This window comes from Gemmatimonadaceae bacterium, assembly GCA_016720905.1.
In the GTDB taxonomy this organism is placed as follows: Bacteria; Gemmatimonadota; Gemmatimonadetes; order Gemmatimonadales; family Gemmatimonadaceae; genus Gemmatimonas.
Map to the genome: position 1 here is coordinate 23,835 of JADKJT010000020.1, position 14,695 is coordinate 38,529.

General features: G+C 64.2%; 14 protein-coding genes and 1 pseudogene. 12 read left to right on the plus strand and 3 right to left on the minus strand.

All coding sequences use genetic code 11. The annotated features are described in order from the left end of the window. Window positions 1-5: 5 nt before the first annotated feature. Entirely contained in the window at window positions 6-1,889 is a 1,884-nt protein-coding gene (locus IPP90_15195) for a hypothetical protein (GenBank protein MBL0172037.1), read from the minus strand. Then, a complete protein-coding gene (locus IPP90_15200) occupies window positions 1,886-2,266 on the minus strand; it encodes a hypothetical protein (GenBank protein MBL0172038.1) in 381 nt (126 codons plus the stop codon). Before IPP90_15200 ends, IPP90_15195 begins: the two co-directional genes overlap by 4 nt. Before the next feature lie 198 nt (window positions 2,267-2,464). Between IPP90_15200 and IPP90_15205 the strand changes: the two genes are divergently transcribed. Both IPP90_15205 and IPP90_15210 read left to right on the plus strand, forming a co-directional pair. Next, complete coding sequence (locus IPP90_15205) at window positions 2,465-3,427, plus strand: prenyltransferase (GenBank protein MBL0172039.1); 963 nt, start codon at window positions 2,465-2,467, stop codon at window positions 3,425-3,427. A gap of 67 nt (window positions 3,428-3,494) precedes the next feature. Continuing rightward, window positions 3,495-5,882: a TonB-dependent receptor gene (locus tag IPP90_15210; GenBank protein MBL0172040.1), complete on the plus strand. Its 2,388-nt coding sequence runs from the start codon at window positions 3,495-3,497 to the stop codon at window positions 5,880-5,882. 121 nt (window positions 5,883-6,003) lie between these two features. Here IPP90_15210 and IPP90_15215 read toward each other — a convergent pair whose 3' ends face one another. After that, entirely contained in the window at window positions 6,004-6,630 is a 627-nt protein-coding gene (locus IPP90_15215) for a hypothetical protein (protein ID MBL0172041.1), read from the minus strand. A gap of 175 nt (window positions 6,631-6,805) precedes the next feature. Here IPP90_15215 and IPP90_15220 point away from each other — a divergent pair, with 175 nt between their 5' ends. From IPP90_15220 to IPP90_15265, 10 genes and pseudogenes are all read left to right on the plus strand, one after another. Next, entirely contained in the window at window positions 6,806-7,195 is a 390-nt protein-coding gene (locus tag IPP90_15220) for an ATP-binding cassette domain-containing protein (GenBank protein ID MBL0172042.1), read from the plus strand. Window positions 7,196-7,267: 72 nt separating this feature from the next. Continuing rightward, on the plus strand, window positions 7,268-7,456 hold the full coding sequence (locus IPP90_15225) for a hypothetical protein (protein MBL0172043.1): 189 nt from the start codon (window positions 7,268-7,270) through the stop codon (window positions 7,454-7,456). Then, complete coding sequence (locus IPP90_15230; GenBank protein MBL0172044.1) at window positions 7,456-8,163, plus strand: heme exporter protein CcmB; 708 nt, start codon at window positions 7,456-7,458, stop codon at window positions 8,161-8,163. The genes IPP90_15225 and IPP90_15230 overlap by 1 nt, the downstream gene beginning before the upstream one ends. 12 nt (window positions 8,164-8,175) lie before the next feature. Beyond that, on the plus strand, window positions 8,176-8,931 hold the full coding sequence (gene ccsA / locus IPP90_15235) for a cytochrome c biogenesis protein CcsA (GenBank protein ID MBL0172045.1): 756 nt from the start codon (window positions 8,176-8,178) through the stop codon (window positions 8,929-8,931). Next, on the plus strand, window positions 8,928-9,074 hold the full coding sequence (locus tag IPP90_15240) for a CcmD family protein (GenBank protein ID MBL0172046.1): 147 nt from the start codon (window positions 8,928-8,930) through the stop codon (window positions 9,072-9,074). The genes ccsA and IPP90_15240 overlap by 4 nt, the downstream gene beginning before the upstream one ends. Next, window positions 9,071-9,578 (plus strand): annotated as a pseudogene (locus IPP90_15245) (cytochrome c maturation protein CcmE). The gene IPP90_15240 and the pseudogene IPP90_15245 overlap by 4 nt, the downstream one beginning before the upstream one ends. Next, window positions 9,575-11,641, plus strand: coding sequence for a heme lyase CcmF/NrfE family subunit (locus IPP90_15250; protein ID MBL0172047.1), 2,067 nt, complete (start codon window positions 9,575-9,577; stop codon window positions 11,639-11,641). Before IPP90_15245 ends, IPP90_15250 begins: the two are co-directional and overlap by 4 nt. Before the next feature lie 10 nt (window positions 11,642-11,651). After that, entirely contained in the window at window positions 11,652-12,287 is a 636-nt protein-coding gene (locus tag IPP90_15255; GenBank protein MBL0172048.1) for a redoxin domain-containing protein, read from the plus strand. Continuing rightward, window positions 12,284-12,814: a cytochrome c-type biogenesis protein CcmH gene (locus IPP90_15260; protein MBL0172049.1), complete on the plus strand. Its 531-nt coding sequence runs from the start codon at window positions 12,284-12,286 to the stop codon at window positions 12,812-12,814. The genes IPP90_15255 and IPP90_15260 overlap by 4 nt, the downstream gene beginning before the upstream one ends. Window positions 12,815-13,184: 370 nt before the next feature. Further along, the gene (locus tag IPP90_15265) at window positions 13,185-14,681 is read left to right on the plus strand and encodes a hypothetical protein (protein MBL0172050.1); all 1,497 of its coding nucleotides are present in this window, start codon (window positions 13,185-13,187) and stop codon (window positions 14,679-14,681) included. Window positions 14,682-14,695: the final 14 nt, after the last annotated feature.

Here is a 14,695-nt window from a genome sequence, read left to right on the forward strand (position 1 = left end):
TGGGGTCATTGCCCCGGTGAAGGTGTCCAGCGACCGAACGGTTCGTACGGATGGCCACCGGGGCTGTAGAACTTCCCGAAAAACTCCACATAGTGCAGACGCAACGCATGAATGGCCGGTGTGAACAACCCGATCGCGAAGTTCACCAGATGAAACAGCAGCGCGAACACCAGCCCGACCGCCGTACTGCCCAACGTGCCGATCATCTGGTTGGCCACCACCGCCAGCATCACCGAGGCCGTTCCCACCGCCATGATGCGCGCGTAGGACAGCACGTTGCCGAGGGTGGCCAGAAACTCCACCGGCGCAATCAGCCCCTCCGTCGCGATCAGCATGGGGAACGCCACCAACAGGGCTATCACCGCCGGCGTGAACAACGCCACGGGCAATACTTCGAAGGCCGCCAGCAAGGCGCCGACCACCAGCAGCACCATCAGTGCCGATACGCCCTTGCCCACGGCATGTCGCGGTTCATGACGCACTTTGCTGACGGCACCGAGGATGAGGCCGAGCACCACATGCACCACGCCCAGCCCGATAGCGACCGCCAGCGCCGCCAGCACGGCCTCCGCGCGATCGAACAGCACGGGCTGCACGCCAAACAACCGGTGCGCCGCATCGCCGAAGTACTCGCCGAACAGAACGCCGAAGATGATCGCAAACGCCGCGCACGGGCCGGCCACTTCCGCCAGCGTGCGTTGCACCGATCCGGGTTTTGAGCGCCGGTGCAGCACAAACGCCAGCATGGCCAGTAGCACGCCGTACCCCACGTCGCCCAGCATCATGCCGAAGATCATCGGGAAGAGCACCGCCACGTACGGCGTGGGATCGATTGATCCATACGCGGGCAGTGGCATGAGGGCGATCAGCGCCTCGAACGGTCGAAAGAAGCGCGGATTCGACAGCATGACCGGCGCGTCGTCAGCCGACCACGCCTCGCGCCCGATCGTCTCCACCGTCACGGCGGGGCCGCCGGCCCGTGCCAGGTACCGCACCAGCGCGGCGGTGCGGTGCTCGGGTATCCAGCCTTCGATGGCAAACGCGTGTGGTGTGACCGCGCACTTTTCGTGCGCCTCGGTCTCGCGAAGCCAGTCATGGATGGACTGTCGCGCCTGACGCAACATGGGGCGACTCGCGTTGACACGCTGCTCGCGTTCGCGACCGGCGTCTGCAATCAACTGCGAGATCTCGCTGCCACGCGCGATCATGCGCGGAATGGCCTGTTCCAGCGGCAAGCCGCGATACGCATCGGGGAGCGATACTTCCGGCACGCGCGCCTCCGCCAGACGCGCGTCAAGCCGCTCACTGAAGTCGCGCGGCAACGCCAGCAGCACCGCCAGGTCACCGTCGGCCAGCGGACGCATGTCGAGCGCAAACTCCTCGCCAATCTCGGCGCGCAGCAGGTCGGCCAGTGTGTCGATGGTTCCGCGCAAGGCCGCCGGAACCACCACAATGCGCGAGGTGAGCCGGGGCGTCAGCGCGATGCGGCGCACCATCGGCTGTACGGCCGTAAGGAATCCGCGGTATCGCGAGACCAGCGCCTGCTCTTCGTCCAGCGCCCGCTCGCGATCCGTCAATCGCTGCACATCCCGTCGAACGCGATTCGCTTCGCGGGCCCAGGTCGCCAGCTGCGCCGTGGATGGTGGCTCGCGGGCACCGCGACTGGCCACTGCGTCATCGCCCTGCAGTACCGCCGACACATCACCGATCACACGCAGCAATTGCTGCCGACGCCGCTCACGTCGCGCGTCCAGCCGTGCGGGGTGGATGCCCGGCTGAACGGCCACCTGGGCCAGATGCAACACATCGGCGTTCTGCACGACCGCGAGCGTGGAGTCCAGTTCGTCGCGTGGTCCGAGCACACGGATGCGCGCCATGGGGATGATCATGGAACCGTTGACGCTGCGCGATTCGGCGCGGTGAGTCCGGTGACATCCGCCAACACCACCGCAGCCAGGCGCGCGGTGTCATCGGCGGATACGCTGCGATAGCGGACCACCTGATCGGCGGCCGATTGTGCAACCTCGCGCGCGATCGCAGTCAGCGCCTGCGCGTGGGCGGCGTCCAACGCCGCGAGTTCAAGCGCCAACGCGGCCTCCGCCTGTTGCGCGCAGTCCGCAACGGCGACCGCCGCGTCAGCCAGCACGCTCGCGGCGTCGGCGCGGGCACGCTCCAACCGTGCAGCGACCGCACTCTCGACGTGCAGCAACGCCTCAAGCGCCGACTCTGACCGTTGTTCCTCGTGCTGATGTGCGCGTTTGGGCATGATGTCGCTTGGGCCACACTCAACGGGATCCGCGAGTACCTGCAATGAACCATGCGCGTGGTCGGCATCGAATGCGCTCAGGGGCTTCGCGACCTCTCGTAGGGGAATGCCGCACCGGCCGAGAGTCAGGTCTTGCCCTACACAAGTCGCCCGATGCCCTGCTGGATCGGGCGTCGACCGCACCGGATCTTCGGTAGCATGGAGAATTCGCGTACCGCGCCGCTTGGCGCGTCGGTAGGCACCGTGGGACGAGCCGCACTGTATTTGCAGGCGATGCGCGTCAAATCGCTCTGGATTTCATCGATCTGCGTGCTCGCGGGTGGCGCCGTCGCGCTGTGGCAAGGGCATGTCAATCTCGCCGGCTTGTGCTTCGCGTGGCTGGGCGCGGTCTCCGTGCAAGCGGGGACCAACCTGACCAATGTGTTCTACAACTACAAATCGACAAGCCCGCGCTCCGGCGGCACCCCGTTCGATCCACAGGGATCCGCAGCTCCGGTACGACTTGGGCACCTCGCGCCAGCGTCGGTGCACTCGGCGGCGCTGGCCTGTTTTGCGGTTGGTCTGGTGGCAGGTATCGCGCTCACGGCGATGTTCGGATGGCGCATTCTGGCCATGGGCGTGCCCGGCTTGCTCGCCGGGTACTTCTATGGCGCGCCGCCAGTGCGACTGGCTTATCTGGGTCTTGGCGTGATCACGGTGTTTCTGTTCATGGGGCCTGTCATGGTGATCGGCACGTATTGGGTACAAAGCGGGTCCGTGTCGACGAACGCCGTGCTGGCATCGCTGCCCATCGGATTGCTGGCCGCCAGCATCATGCATGTCAACGATATTCGCGATTTCGCCAGCGACGTGGCGCATGGCAAGCGCACGCTGAGCATCGCCCTCGGTCGACAGCGCGCGGGGTGGTTGCTGGTGGCCATGGATGCCACTGCGTATCTCGCGGTGGTGGTTGGCGTCGCGCGCTCGTTGCTGCCATGGCCGGTGCTGCTCACGCTTATCACCGTGCCCAGGGCCATTGCGCAAACGCGCACGGTGATTCGCGAGCGCGATCCGGTGGTGCTGAACGGCGCCTGGTTCCTGAGCGTCCAAATCCACACGCAATTCGGTCTGCTGTTCATTGGCGGGCTGGCCCTGGCGCACGCCCTGCGTGCTTCACGTTGACCACGTCCCGTTCCTCTTGGGAGTATTCCATGTACCATATGGTGTTGCGTCGGATGGCTTTGCTGATGTGCGCGCTCGTCATCCCGTATTCGTTGGCCGGCGCCCAGCAGGGCGGAAGCGTGCGGGGCGCGTCAGCGACGCGCGCACGCACGAGGGCGTGGGGTTTGCGCATGTGGTGTTGCGTGACGACCAGGGGCGCGTCGCCGCCGGTGTCGCCGCCGACGCGGACGGCGTGTATGCGCTCACCCACGTGCCGGCGGGTCGCTATGCCCTCGAAGCCAGCCGCATCGGCTACGCGACCGCCAATGTGCCCGTGGTGCAGGTCGTCAGCGACCAGACGCTCACGCTCGATCTGTCGCTGGCTCTTCTCGCCGCGAAAGCCGACGTCATCGTGGTGTCCGGTTCGCGTCGTCTGGAGCGCGCGGCCGATTCCGACGTGAGCGCGTCCGTCATTCCGGCGGAGCAGATTCAGCGACGCGCCGAGTCCACGGTGTTTGGCGCGCTGCGACAAGTGCCCGGGCTCGATTTCTTCAGCACCGGGTTGGGCCAGCAACAACCCAATGCGCGCGGCTGGCCGAATGCGTTCGCCACCAACATGCTGTTCCTCATCGATGGACGTCTGGCCACACTGCCCGGTCTTGGCACGACGCTGCCCGGCATGGTCCCCGTCACGCAGAACGACGTCGCGCAGATCGAGGTCATCACCGGCGCCGCGTCAGCGTTGTATGGTGCCAACGCCGCCCAAGGCGTGATCAACGTGGTCACGAAAGATCCGCGTCAGTACCCCGGACAATCCGTCTCCATGGCGTTCGGTGACCGCACGTCGGCGCGCATCGACGCGCGATTGGCCGGTATGCTGGGTCAGCAGTTTGGCTACAAAATCAGCGCCGAATCCTTCCAGGCCAACGACTTCACCACGCGCATCAAGATTGCCGGCCTGGTCGCACCGGACAGCGCGTATGACGATCCGGAGCCGCAGGTGTCGACGCTTTCCACGGGGGCCACATTCTACTGGTACCCGCGCACCGGACGCTCCGTGGCGTTCTCCACCGGACTGCAGGAGTCCAACTACATCAATGTGTCCGTGGCCGGGCGCATCCAGGTGAAAGGCTGGCGCAATCACTACCAGCAGCTGCGGGCCCAGTTGGGCAATGTGCTGGGCGGATCGTTGTTCGTGCAGGGCAACTACACCGCGAACGACGCGGGCGACTCGTACTATCTCGACAACATGGCGCGCGGCAAGCAGCAACAGCCTGGGAGCCAGCCCCCGTTGACGTATAACCGGGCGATGGCCGGTGCGCTGTTCGTCGATCGCGGTGATCGATTCGACGCCGAGGCGCAGTACACCGCGCACGTCGGGAGCCGCCACTTCTTCACGGCGGGCGCCATGTCGCGGGTGGCTCGACCCTACTCGGGCGGCACATACCTCACGGACAGCGTGAACAGCGCGGGAACCGATGCCCCTGTGCGCATCCGCGAGACGGGCGCGTATCTGGGATACGACAACCTGTCCATCCACAACGTGCGACTCACGGTCGTGGGTCGATACGACTCGCACAGCGATCTGGAGTCCCGGGTGAGTCCCAAGGCCTCCCTGTCGTTCACGTTGCCGCGCGGCAATGTGTTACGCGTGTCGTACAATCAGGCGTTCAACAGTCCGAACACGTACTTGCTGTACGCACGGTCGCCCATCGGGCGCGCAGGCACGCTGCCGTTGGTCATTCGCGGCAACCGGCTGGGGTGGCAGTTCACGGCCCCCACGTCGGGCGCGGTGACCGCCGCACTCGAACCGTTGCGCCCACTGGAAGTGCGCAGCGTGGAAGTGGGTTGGCGCGGCACGCCACATCGCACGGTGACGACCGACGTCACGGTGTATGCGTCGACATTCACCAACTACATCTCGCGTCAGACGCGGATCAACGACCCCGCACGCGGCATCTTCGCGATCGATCCGCTCACCCAGCGCCCGCTCACCGAGATCACCTTTTCGTACACCAATTACGGCCGTCTGCCGGTACAAGGGGCCGACCTGCAACTGGAGTGGACCCCCAACGCGCGGTGGCAAACGACGGCCAGCGCCTCGTATCAGATGCCGGGTGCCTTCCAGCGGGCACTCACGGGACTCGACGAACCGCAGATCAATGCGCCCGCGCACAAGTACAAGGGCGCCGTACAGTGGCGCGAATGGTGGCGCGCCGGATCGGCGCTCGAACTGTCGGCCATCTCCGTGAGCAAATTTTTCTTCCAGAGCACCCCGGCATACCTGCAAGGCATCGTACCCACCTATACGGTGGTCGATCTGAACGTCAGCGCACCAATCCCCCGGCGCATCCTGCGCGCCGACACCCGCGCGCAGCTGAACGTGTTCAATGCGTTCAACAACCGGCACATTGAATTGCCAGGCGGCGCGACAATGGGACGCTGGGTACGCGCGTCAGTGGGGGTGAGTTGGTGACGGTGGCAGCGGGAAGATCGGTGGGGTGAAGACGGGAGACGGGAGACGGCAAGACGGGAGACACTCAGCCGGCTGGACGTCTCCCGTCTCCCGTCTTCCCGTCTCCCGTCTCCCCCTCCCCCTACCCCCGCATCCGCACCAGCTCAATCACAATCGACACGCCCAGCAGTACGCTCAGCCCGCCCGCACCGGCGGTCACCATGCGATAGAGCGTTGGCCGACCCTCCAGCGCGCGCAGCGGATAGGCCAGCGTCGAGGTAATGAGGGCCATCCCCAGCATGGCGCCCACCCCGAACAGCACGACATATGTGATGGCCGTGGGAACGTCGGGGAATGTCGCGGCTACGAAGATCACCAACGCGCCGGTGCCGGCGAGGCCGTGTACCGACCCCACGGCATAGCTCCACCACGCCGGCCGCGGCGAGCTGCGCACGGCGTTTTCATGTCGGCTTCTATTCGGGTCATTCCCCGATTGGCCTGCGGCGCCCACCAGTGTCCAAAGTCCAAGCCCGATCAGCATGGCCGCCACCGGCACCTCAAACAGCACCAGATGATCAGCCACCAAGGTGATGCGCAGCGCCGTCAGGATCCCCACCCCAAGCGCCACCGTGCTCAAATGCCCAGCGCCCCAGAGCGCACCCAGCTGCATCAGTCGGCCCCGCCGCGACTCCCCGCGCATCAGGGTGCTGACGGCCACCAGATGATCCGGCTCCAGGGCATGCTTCATCCCCAGACCGAAGCCGACCATCACTGGGATCCACCCGTGGGCTTCCATCGTGCCCGACGTATAGTTTCCGCATCTGATTGTCGCTAGGCGGGTTTCCCCGACGGGCGCTTCAAACATCCCTGATAGACGCACTCGGGTTTCCGTCGTACGATCCGACCTGAACGCCTGAACCCCTTCCACGCCGGATGCCGCTGCATTGAGTGACGTACCCGCGATAGTACTGGACGACATAGCCCATCGATTCGGTCGACGGTGGGCGCTTCGTGGCGTTTCGATCTCTGTGGCGCAGGGGGAGATTCTCGCGATCATCGGACACAATGGCAGCGGCAAGAGCACGCTGCTGCGCGTAGCCTCCACCTCCGTTCGCCCGACCCGTGGCACCGGCGCGGTGTTCGGGCGGGACATCGTGAAGGACCCGCAGGCCGTTCGATCGATGGTGGCCTTGCTCTCCACCGAGCCCGGCGTGTACGGCGACCTCACGGCCACCGAAAATCTCCGATTCGCGGCCCGCATGTTGGGCACCTCCGCCGACTCCCACGCCCTGCAGCGCGCCCTCGACCGCGTGGGACTGGGGCGCGAAGGATAACGAACGCGCCCGCAACATGTCGTCGGGGATGCAGCGCCGACTGTCCATCGCACGATTGCTCCTCAACCGCAGGTGCTCCTGCTTGACGAGCCCTACAATTCGCTCGATCCGCAGGGCGCCGGCCTGGTGAACGAGCTCATTCGGGAAACCCGCGACCGGGGCGGCAGCGTCCTGCTGGTGGCCCACGACCTGTCGCGCGGCGAAGGACTGCCCGATCGCACCGTCGAAATGCACGATGGCTTGCTGGGGGGTGTCCAGTAATGGCGAATTCCACCCTCACAGCCTCGCTCCTCGCCGACTGGAATCGCGTGCGCGCCGTGGCCTGGAAAGACATCACGGCCGAACGCCGGACCAAGTCCAATTTCAATGCCGTGGTCGCCATGGCCGGACTGATCCTGCTGTTCTTCGGATTCGCGCTCGGACCTGATGCCGAAGGACTCCGCAACGCCGCCGCCGGTGTGCTCTGGCTGACCATCCTCTTCAGCGGCGTGCTGGCCTTCAATCGGTCGTACCAACTCGAGCTGGAAGCGGGCGCCCTTGAGCAATTGCTGCTGTACCCGGGCGAACGCTGGGCCATCTACGTCGGCAAGCTACTGGCCAACCTCGCTTTCGTCTTCATGGTGGAGTTGGTCACACTTCCTTTGACGGGCGTGCTGTATCATGTGGTCTTTCCGGAGCGCTGGCTGGCCGTCCTGGGCGTGCTGATTCTGGGCACGACCGGGTTTGTGGCGCTTGGCACCCTGTACGCCGCCATGGCCAGCCGCAGTCGGTCGCGGGAAGTGCTGCTGCCATTGCTGCTCTTTCCCATGTTGGTCCCGGTCTTGATTTCAGCCAGCGGCGCGACCGCCGCGTTGCTGGTTGGCGACGTCATGGGCGACAGTGGCGCGTACATCCGGCTGCTGGCGACGTTCGATGTCATATTCATCGTAGCCGCCACGTGGGCATTTCAATTCGTCATCGAAGGATGAGAAACGACGCTTATGTCTGAGACAACCCTGCGAAATTCCAGTGCGGCGGCGCGTACAGCGCACGCACCGCTTGTACTCACCCCCCGGTCGACCTGGCTGGTGGCGCTGACGTGGCTGACCCCGATCGCCCTCGTTGCCTCGCAGGCCTACTTCATCATGGCCTCGGCACCTGACCGTGACATGGGGCACTTGCAGAAAATCATGTACGTGCACGTGCCCGCCGCCTGGAACGCCTTCCTCGCGTTTCTCTGGGTGTTCATCCAGAGCGTACGCTACCTATGGAAGCGAGATGAACGCGCCGACCTGCAGGCCGCCGCTGGCGCTGAAGTAGGCGCCGTGCTGACCGGGCTCACCCTCGCGCTGGGTTCTATTTGGGGTCGCCCCACATGGGGCGTCTGGTGGACGTGGGATGCGCGTCTGACATCGACCGCCGTGCTCTTTCTGGTGTATGTCGGGTATCTGGCATTGCGCGGTCTCACCGACGATCCCGAACGACGGGCCCGTTGGAGTGCCGCGGTGGGCATCCTGGGCGCACTCAACGTGCCCATCGTCTACATGTCGGTGAAGTGGTGGCGCACGCTGCACCAGATGCAATCGGCCCCCAGCACGCTCGATCCGGTTTATACCATGGGCCTTCGCGCCAACGCCTTCGCGTTTCTCTTCATGTTGATCGTGTTCATTTCGTATCGCTACCGCGGACTGCTGGCCGAGCGCGTGCTGGAACGCCAGCTCGACGAAGCCGCATTGAATAGGAGGGGCCGCTCATGAACGGCATGGCAGCCAATTCCTGGCCGTATGTAATTGCGGCCTATTCCGTCACGTGGGTGGTCATCGTGGGCTACACCATTCGTCTTGTGTTGATGGCCCGTCGCAACAGCGCTTCTCGTACTCACTCGGTATCCAACTCATGAGCCCGACCACAGAACCCGGCCTGGACACTGGCCCCGTGTCCCCCACTCGCAATCCGTCGCGGAAGCCACTGGCCATCGCGGCCGTGGTGGTCATGGTGGGCGCCTTCGGTTACCTGGCGTACGGCGGTGTCGAAAGAGAACCTGGTCTACTTCCTTACGCCCAACGAACTCGTGGCCAAAGGCGAGAAGGCACTCGACCGCCCGGTACGCTTGGGCGGCCAGGTGGTTCCCGGTTCGGTGCAGTGGAATGCCGACGCCCTTGACCTGCGCTTTCGCGTGACCGACGGCGCCAAGGAAGTGCTGGTGCATTCCACCGGTGCGCCGCCACAGATGTTTCGCGCCGGCATCGGCGTGGTGGTGGAAGGCAAGTACAATCGCAGCGGCGTATTCGAGTCGCACAGCCTGATGGTCAAGCACTCCAATGAGTATCGCGCGCCCACCAAGGCGGATGGCCAGCATCCGGCGCGGCTCGACAAGACGTTGATCCGGAGTTCCGGCGCGTGACCCGCATTCTTGGACTGGCGACGATTTGGATCGCGCTGGCGATGTCGGTCTACGGCATCGCCTCGGCGATCATCGGCCTCACTCGAAAGAAACCGGCGCTGGTGGTTGGCGCGATGCAGGCGGTGTACGTCAATTTCGTGCTGCTCACCATAGCCACCGCGGCCATGGTGTACGCGCTCGTCACGCATGACTTCAGCGTCGGCTACGTGGCGCAGGTGGGCAGCCGGTCAACGCCCGTGTTCTATACGGTGATTTCGTTGTGGGGCGCGCTTGAAGGCTCGATTCTGTTCTGGGGTTGGGTGCTGGCGATGTACAGTGCGGTGGTGGTGTGGACCAATCGCAAGCGCATCGGCGATCTGGTGCCATGGTCCACCGTCGCCCTGCTCACCATCTGCCTGTTCTTCTACATCCTGTTGGTGGGTCCGGCCAATCCCTGGCACCTGATCAGCCCGACCCCCGCCGACGGCCCCGGTCCCAATCCGCTGCTGCAGAATCACATCCTCATGGGTGTGCATCCGCCGTTGCTGTATCTGGGCTACGTCGGCATGTCGGTGCCGTTCGCCTTCGCTGTGGGCGCGCTGTTGTCAGGGGAAATTCACTCCGACGACTGGATCAAGCTCACGCGCCGCTGGACGCTGAGCGCATGGTCCTTTCTGTCCATGGCCATCATTGCCGGCATGTGGTGGTCGTACGAAGTGCTGGGGTGGGGTGGTTACTGGGCGTGGGATCCGGTGGAGAATGCGTCGTTCATGCCGTGGCTGACGGCCACCGCGTTCCTGCATTCTGTCATGGTGCAGGAGCGACGCGGGATGTTGAAGCTATGGAACGTCAACCTCATCGTGTCCACGTTCCTGCTCACCATCCTCGGCACGTTCCTCACGCGGTCGGGCATTATTTCGTCGGTCCATGCGTTCACGACCGGTACGATCGGCTACTTCTTCCTCGCCTTCATCGCGCTGTGTCTGATCGCGTCGCTGATCCTGGTGGCGGGCAACAGCGAGAAGCTGCGCAGCGATGGCCATCTGGATTCGGCGGCGTCACGCGAGACCGTGTTCCTGTTCAACAATCTGTTCCTCACCGGCTTCACCTTCGTGGTGGTGCTGGGGACGCTGTTCCCGCTGGTGGCGGAAGCGTTCAAGGGCGTGAAGGTCACCGTGGGCGCGCCGTTCTTCAACAAGATGACCATCCCGATCATGGTCAGCTTGCTGTTCCTCATGGGTGTCGGCCCGTCGCTGCCGTGGAAGGCCGCGTCGCGCGAGCAACTGCGGCAGTTGTTCGTGTGGCCGGCGGTCGTGGCGGTGTCCATCATCGTGCTGGCGCTCGTGTTCGGCATGCGGGACGTGTACGGCATCGCGGCGTTCGCCTTTGCGGGCTTTGCCCTCGTGTGCAACCTGCGTGAGTATCGCATTGGCACGATGGCGCGGGTTCGCGCGCATGGAGAAGCCGTGCCGGTTGCTCTGGTGCGACTCGTCGGAGCCAATCGGCGACGATACGGTGGATTCCTCGCCCACATCGGTATCATCACCGTGGCGATTGGCGTGACGGCATCGTCCAGCTTCCGCTTCGAACGTGAAGCCACGCTCAAACCCGGTCAGGTGATGCCGGTCAAGGGCAATTTGTCGGTGCGCCTCAAGTCGCTCTGGGGCAAGCAGGAACCCCAACGTGAAGTGGTGGGCGCCGACGTGGAGATCCTGCGCGGTGGCGCGGTAGTCGGCATGCTCGACCCTCGCATGAACTTCTATCGCTCGCAAGATCAGCCCGTCCCCACGCCGGCCGTGCGCAGCCGACCGTCGGGTGACGTCTACATCAACCTCATGGCGTTCACGCCTGATGGGCAGTCGGCCACGTTGCGAGTGATTCTCGAGCCGTTCGTCCCGTGGATCTGGCTCGGAGGCCTCATCGTGGCGCTGGGCGCATTTGTGTCGGCGTGGCCGGTATCGCGCCGTTCTGCGCGGCGCGTGGGATTCGCCGCTCCCAGTCCGACACCCGCGGCGGGCGTGGGATTCGCGGGTACCGCCATGTCGTCGACGCAGGCCCAACCCCTGCCCACCGTGACAAGTTGAGACGCCGCTCATGAACTGGAAACGTGCGTTCTACATGACGGCCGGTGTCGGCGTGCCGGTTATTGCGTTGCTGTCGTACGGCATGACGCGAGATCCGCGCAATATCCCGTCGCCACTGCCCGGCCGTGAAGCACCCGTCTTTACGCGTGCCGTGTTTGCGCCGGGCAATGACACCGTGCTGCGGATGACGGTGGGCGACTCCGTGCGCCTCGCGGAACAGCGCGGACACGTCGTGATCGTGAATTTCTGGGCGTCCTGGTGCCTCGCCTGTCGCGACGAACACGAGGCCTTGTCCCTGGTGGCCAATCGCTACGGTGCCAAGGGTGTGCGCTTTTACGGGTTGCTCTACAACGACTTTGAGAAGAACGGCATCAAGTGGATCGAGGACATGGGCGGACAGGCCTATCCGGCACTGTCCGACCCGGGTGCACGGGCCGCAATCGACTACGGATTGTACGGTGTTCCAGAGACGTTTGTCATCGATCAAACTGGCCGCGTGGCCCACAAGTACACCGGTCCCGTCGGCGTGATGGAGCTGAGCAAGTTGCTCGACTCGCTCACGACTGCCAATTCGGATGCCGTTGCATCACCGGCCACCGACGTCCCGGTGACGCGCGCCCTGCCGCCCACCGGGACCAAGCCATGACCACCGCCCGGTTCCACCGCGTGCGACGTCTCGCGCTCGGGACCCTGCTTGGTATCGTGGCACTCGGCGCGGCGCTGCGTCCCACGCACGCGCAGGGTACCGTGGTCGACAGTGCGAAATCGTTACAAACAAGTTCCGCACCAGCGCCCGGGGTCGACACCGTGTTGGACGCACGGGTCAAGATGGTGTCATCGCGACTGCGGTGCCCGGTGTGTCAGGGTGAGTCCATCCAGGATTCGCCGGCTGAACTGTCGGCACAAATGCGAACCTTGGTCCGCGAACAGCTGTACAACGGCAAGAGTGAACAGGAGGTGCTCGACTACTTCCTGCAGAAGTACGGGCAGTGGATTCTGCTTGAGCCCAAGGCCGAGGGCATCAATTTGCTGGTCTATTGGCTGCCGGTGTTCTTCATCGTCATCGGCGGCGGCGGCATTGCCATGGCGGTACGAAAGTGGACGCGACCGGTTGCAGTCGAGTCCACCGCAACCGAACCGCTCGCGCCCACCGCGCCCCCCACGGCACCGTAAACGTCGCGTCGTTCGGACCGCATGGTCCGCGTGTGCCGTTCATGCAGGTCCCGATTCTCGCACGCATTGCTGACATATCTCATACTTTCGTGTGAGTTTTTGACGGACTGATGCGGTGGGTGTTCGCGCTTCGTCCCGCGTCCAAGTCACGTCGGCCTGCGTACGTATTCCGCTCCGGTAATACGCTTGTGAAATCCCGGCGTTTTGTAGCGGTTTCTCACTCGCGGGTGTGAGAGAATCCCTGATTGAATCCCTATTGCGCAACTCCCATTGTCCTCCGTACTAATACGGCAACGGATAGGCGTGGGTGTTCAACCATGACGGTTGCATCGCACGATTTGACGAAGCGACAAACACCGGAGCGGGGACAATGCGTGATACGAGTCGTTGGATAGGCCATTCGCTGGTGACATTGATCGCGGTTGCCGCGCTCAGTGGATGTACCGACGAAAAGATCGTCTACCGGGACAAGCCACTGTTCACGGAACCCGTTTCCGCGGCGGCTGGTTTTGTCGGCTATCAATCCGAAACCACCAAGCAGACCACGTGCGGCTCGTGCCACGTGGAAGTCGCCGGCGAGTGGAAGGAAACCAAGCACGCCAATGCATGGGCCACATTGCAGGCCAATGCCGGCAAGAAGGGCTATTGCGAGGCGTGTCACTCGGTAAACAATCGCGGCAACGGTGCCGCCGATACGCTGGCTGGCTGGAATACCACCAAGTCGGCGCGCTATCAGGATGTGCAATGTGAAGCCTGCCACGGCGCCGGCCTCACGCACATTTCCAACCCCACCAAGGCCAACGTCCCGCTCGTGTCGTTGAAGCCGGGTTCAGGCTTCAGCAACGGTTGCGGCGCCTGTCACTCCGGCGTGCACAACCCGTTCATCGATGAATGGAAGCTCTCTGGTCACGGCACGCTGGCGTTGTCCAAGGCGTCTGCGTGGCGCGTTTCGGCCGACTCGGCCTACTGCCAAGGCTGTCACACCGGTCAGGGTGCCCTCAAGAACTGGGGCATCGCCGAACGCACCAATTACAAAGAGAAGGGCAAAGGCCCGGGCGACACGCTCACCATCACCTGCGCCATCTGTCACGACCCGCACGCCAAGAACAACCCGGCGCAGTTGCGCTACTCCATCAGCGTCAACAACACCGAACAGAATCTGTGCATGAAGTGCCACAACCGGCGCAGTGTGCCGGATCCGACGTCCACTCGCGGACCGCACTCGGCCGAGGGCGCGTTCATTACCGGTGAAGCCGGTTGGGTGCCACCGGGCATGGAAATCCCCGGTGGCCAGGCGCGTATTCAAACCACCCACGGCTCCACGGCAAATCCGCGACTGTGCGCCGGCTGTCACGTGGCCAAGTACTCGGTGAGCGATGCCACCGGTGCCTTCGTGCAGAACGTCACGGGTCACCGCTTCCTGCCGACGCCATGCGTTGACGCGAACGGAGCGCCTACGGTATCCCAGACGTGCGCCGAAACGTCGAAGAGCTTCAAGACCTGCGCCGCCAGCGGATGCCATGGTAGCCAGTCGGCCGCGCGCACGGCAAAGGATGTGGCGGAACTCCGTATCAAGAATCTGGCCATCGAAGTCAATCGCCTGGTGGCATTGGCCAAGGTCGCTCGCCCCACCGAGTTCAGCATCACCGACAACAAGATCACGACGGGCGAAGGCTCGGCCTTCAATTCGGCGGCGGCGTACAACCCGACCACGGGCGCCATGACCGGCAACACGGTGCACAACCCCTACCTGATGGAAGCGCTGCTCACGGCGAGCATCGCCCAGCTCAAGAAGGACTACCTGCTGTCCATCACGGCCGGTATCAATCTGGAAAACACGTACCTGAACAAGCCCTCGAGCAAGTAGTCGAGGAGCGGTAG

Bases quoted from the DNA above. Each gene is read 5' to 3' on its own strand.
- IPP90_15195 (MBL0172037.1), bottom strand. From the start codon at position 1,889: ATGATCATCCCCATGGCGCGCATCCGTGTGCTCGGACCACGCGACGAA.
- IPP90_15200 (MBL0172038.1), bottom strand. From the start codon at position 2,266: ATGCCCAAACGCGCACATCAGCACGAGGAACAACGGTCAGAGTCGGCG.
- IPP90_15205 (MBL0172039.1), top strand. From the start codon at position 2,465: ATGGAGAATTCGCGTACCGCGCCGCTTGGCGCGTCGGTAGGCACCGTG.
- IPP90_15215 (MBL0172041.1), bottom strand. From the start codon at position 6,630: ATGGTCGGCTTCGGTCTGGGGATGAAGCATGCCCTGGAGCCGGATCAT.
- IPP90_15230 (MBL0172044.1), top strand. From the start codon at position 7,456: ATGGCGAATTCCACCCTCACAGCCTCGCTCCTCGCCGACTGGAATCGC.
- ccsA (MBL0172045.1), top strand. From the start codon at position 8,176: ATGTCTGAGACAACCCTGCGAAATTCCAGTGCGGCGGCGCGTACAGCG.
- IPP90_15240 (MBL0172046.1), top strand. From the start codon at position 8,928: ATGAACGGCATGGCAGCCAATTCCTGGCCGTATGTAATTGCGGCCTAT.
- IPP90_15255 (MBL0172048.1), top strand. From the start codon at position 11,652: ATGAACTGGAAACGTGCGTTCTACATGACGGCCGGTGTCGGCGTGCCG.
- IPP90_15260 (MBL0172049.1), top strand. From the start codon at position 12,284: ATGACCACCGCCCGGTTCCACCGCGTGCGACGTCTCGCGCTCGGGACC.
- IPP90_15265 (MBL0172050.1), top strand. From the start codon at position 13,185: ATGCGTGATACGAGTCGTTGGATAGGCCATTCGCTGGTGACATTGATC.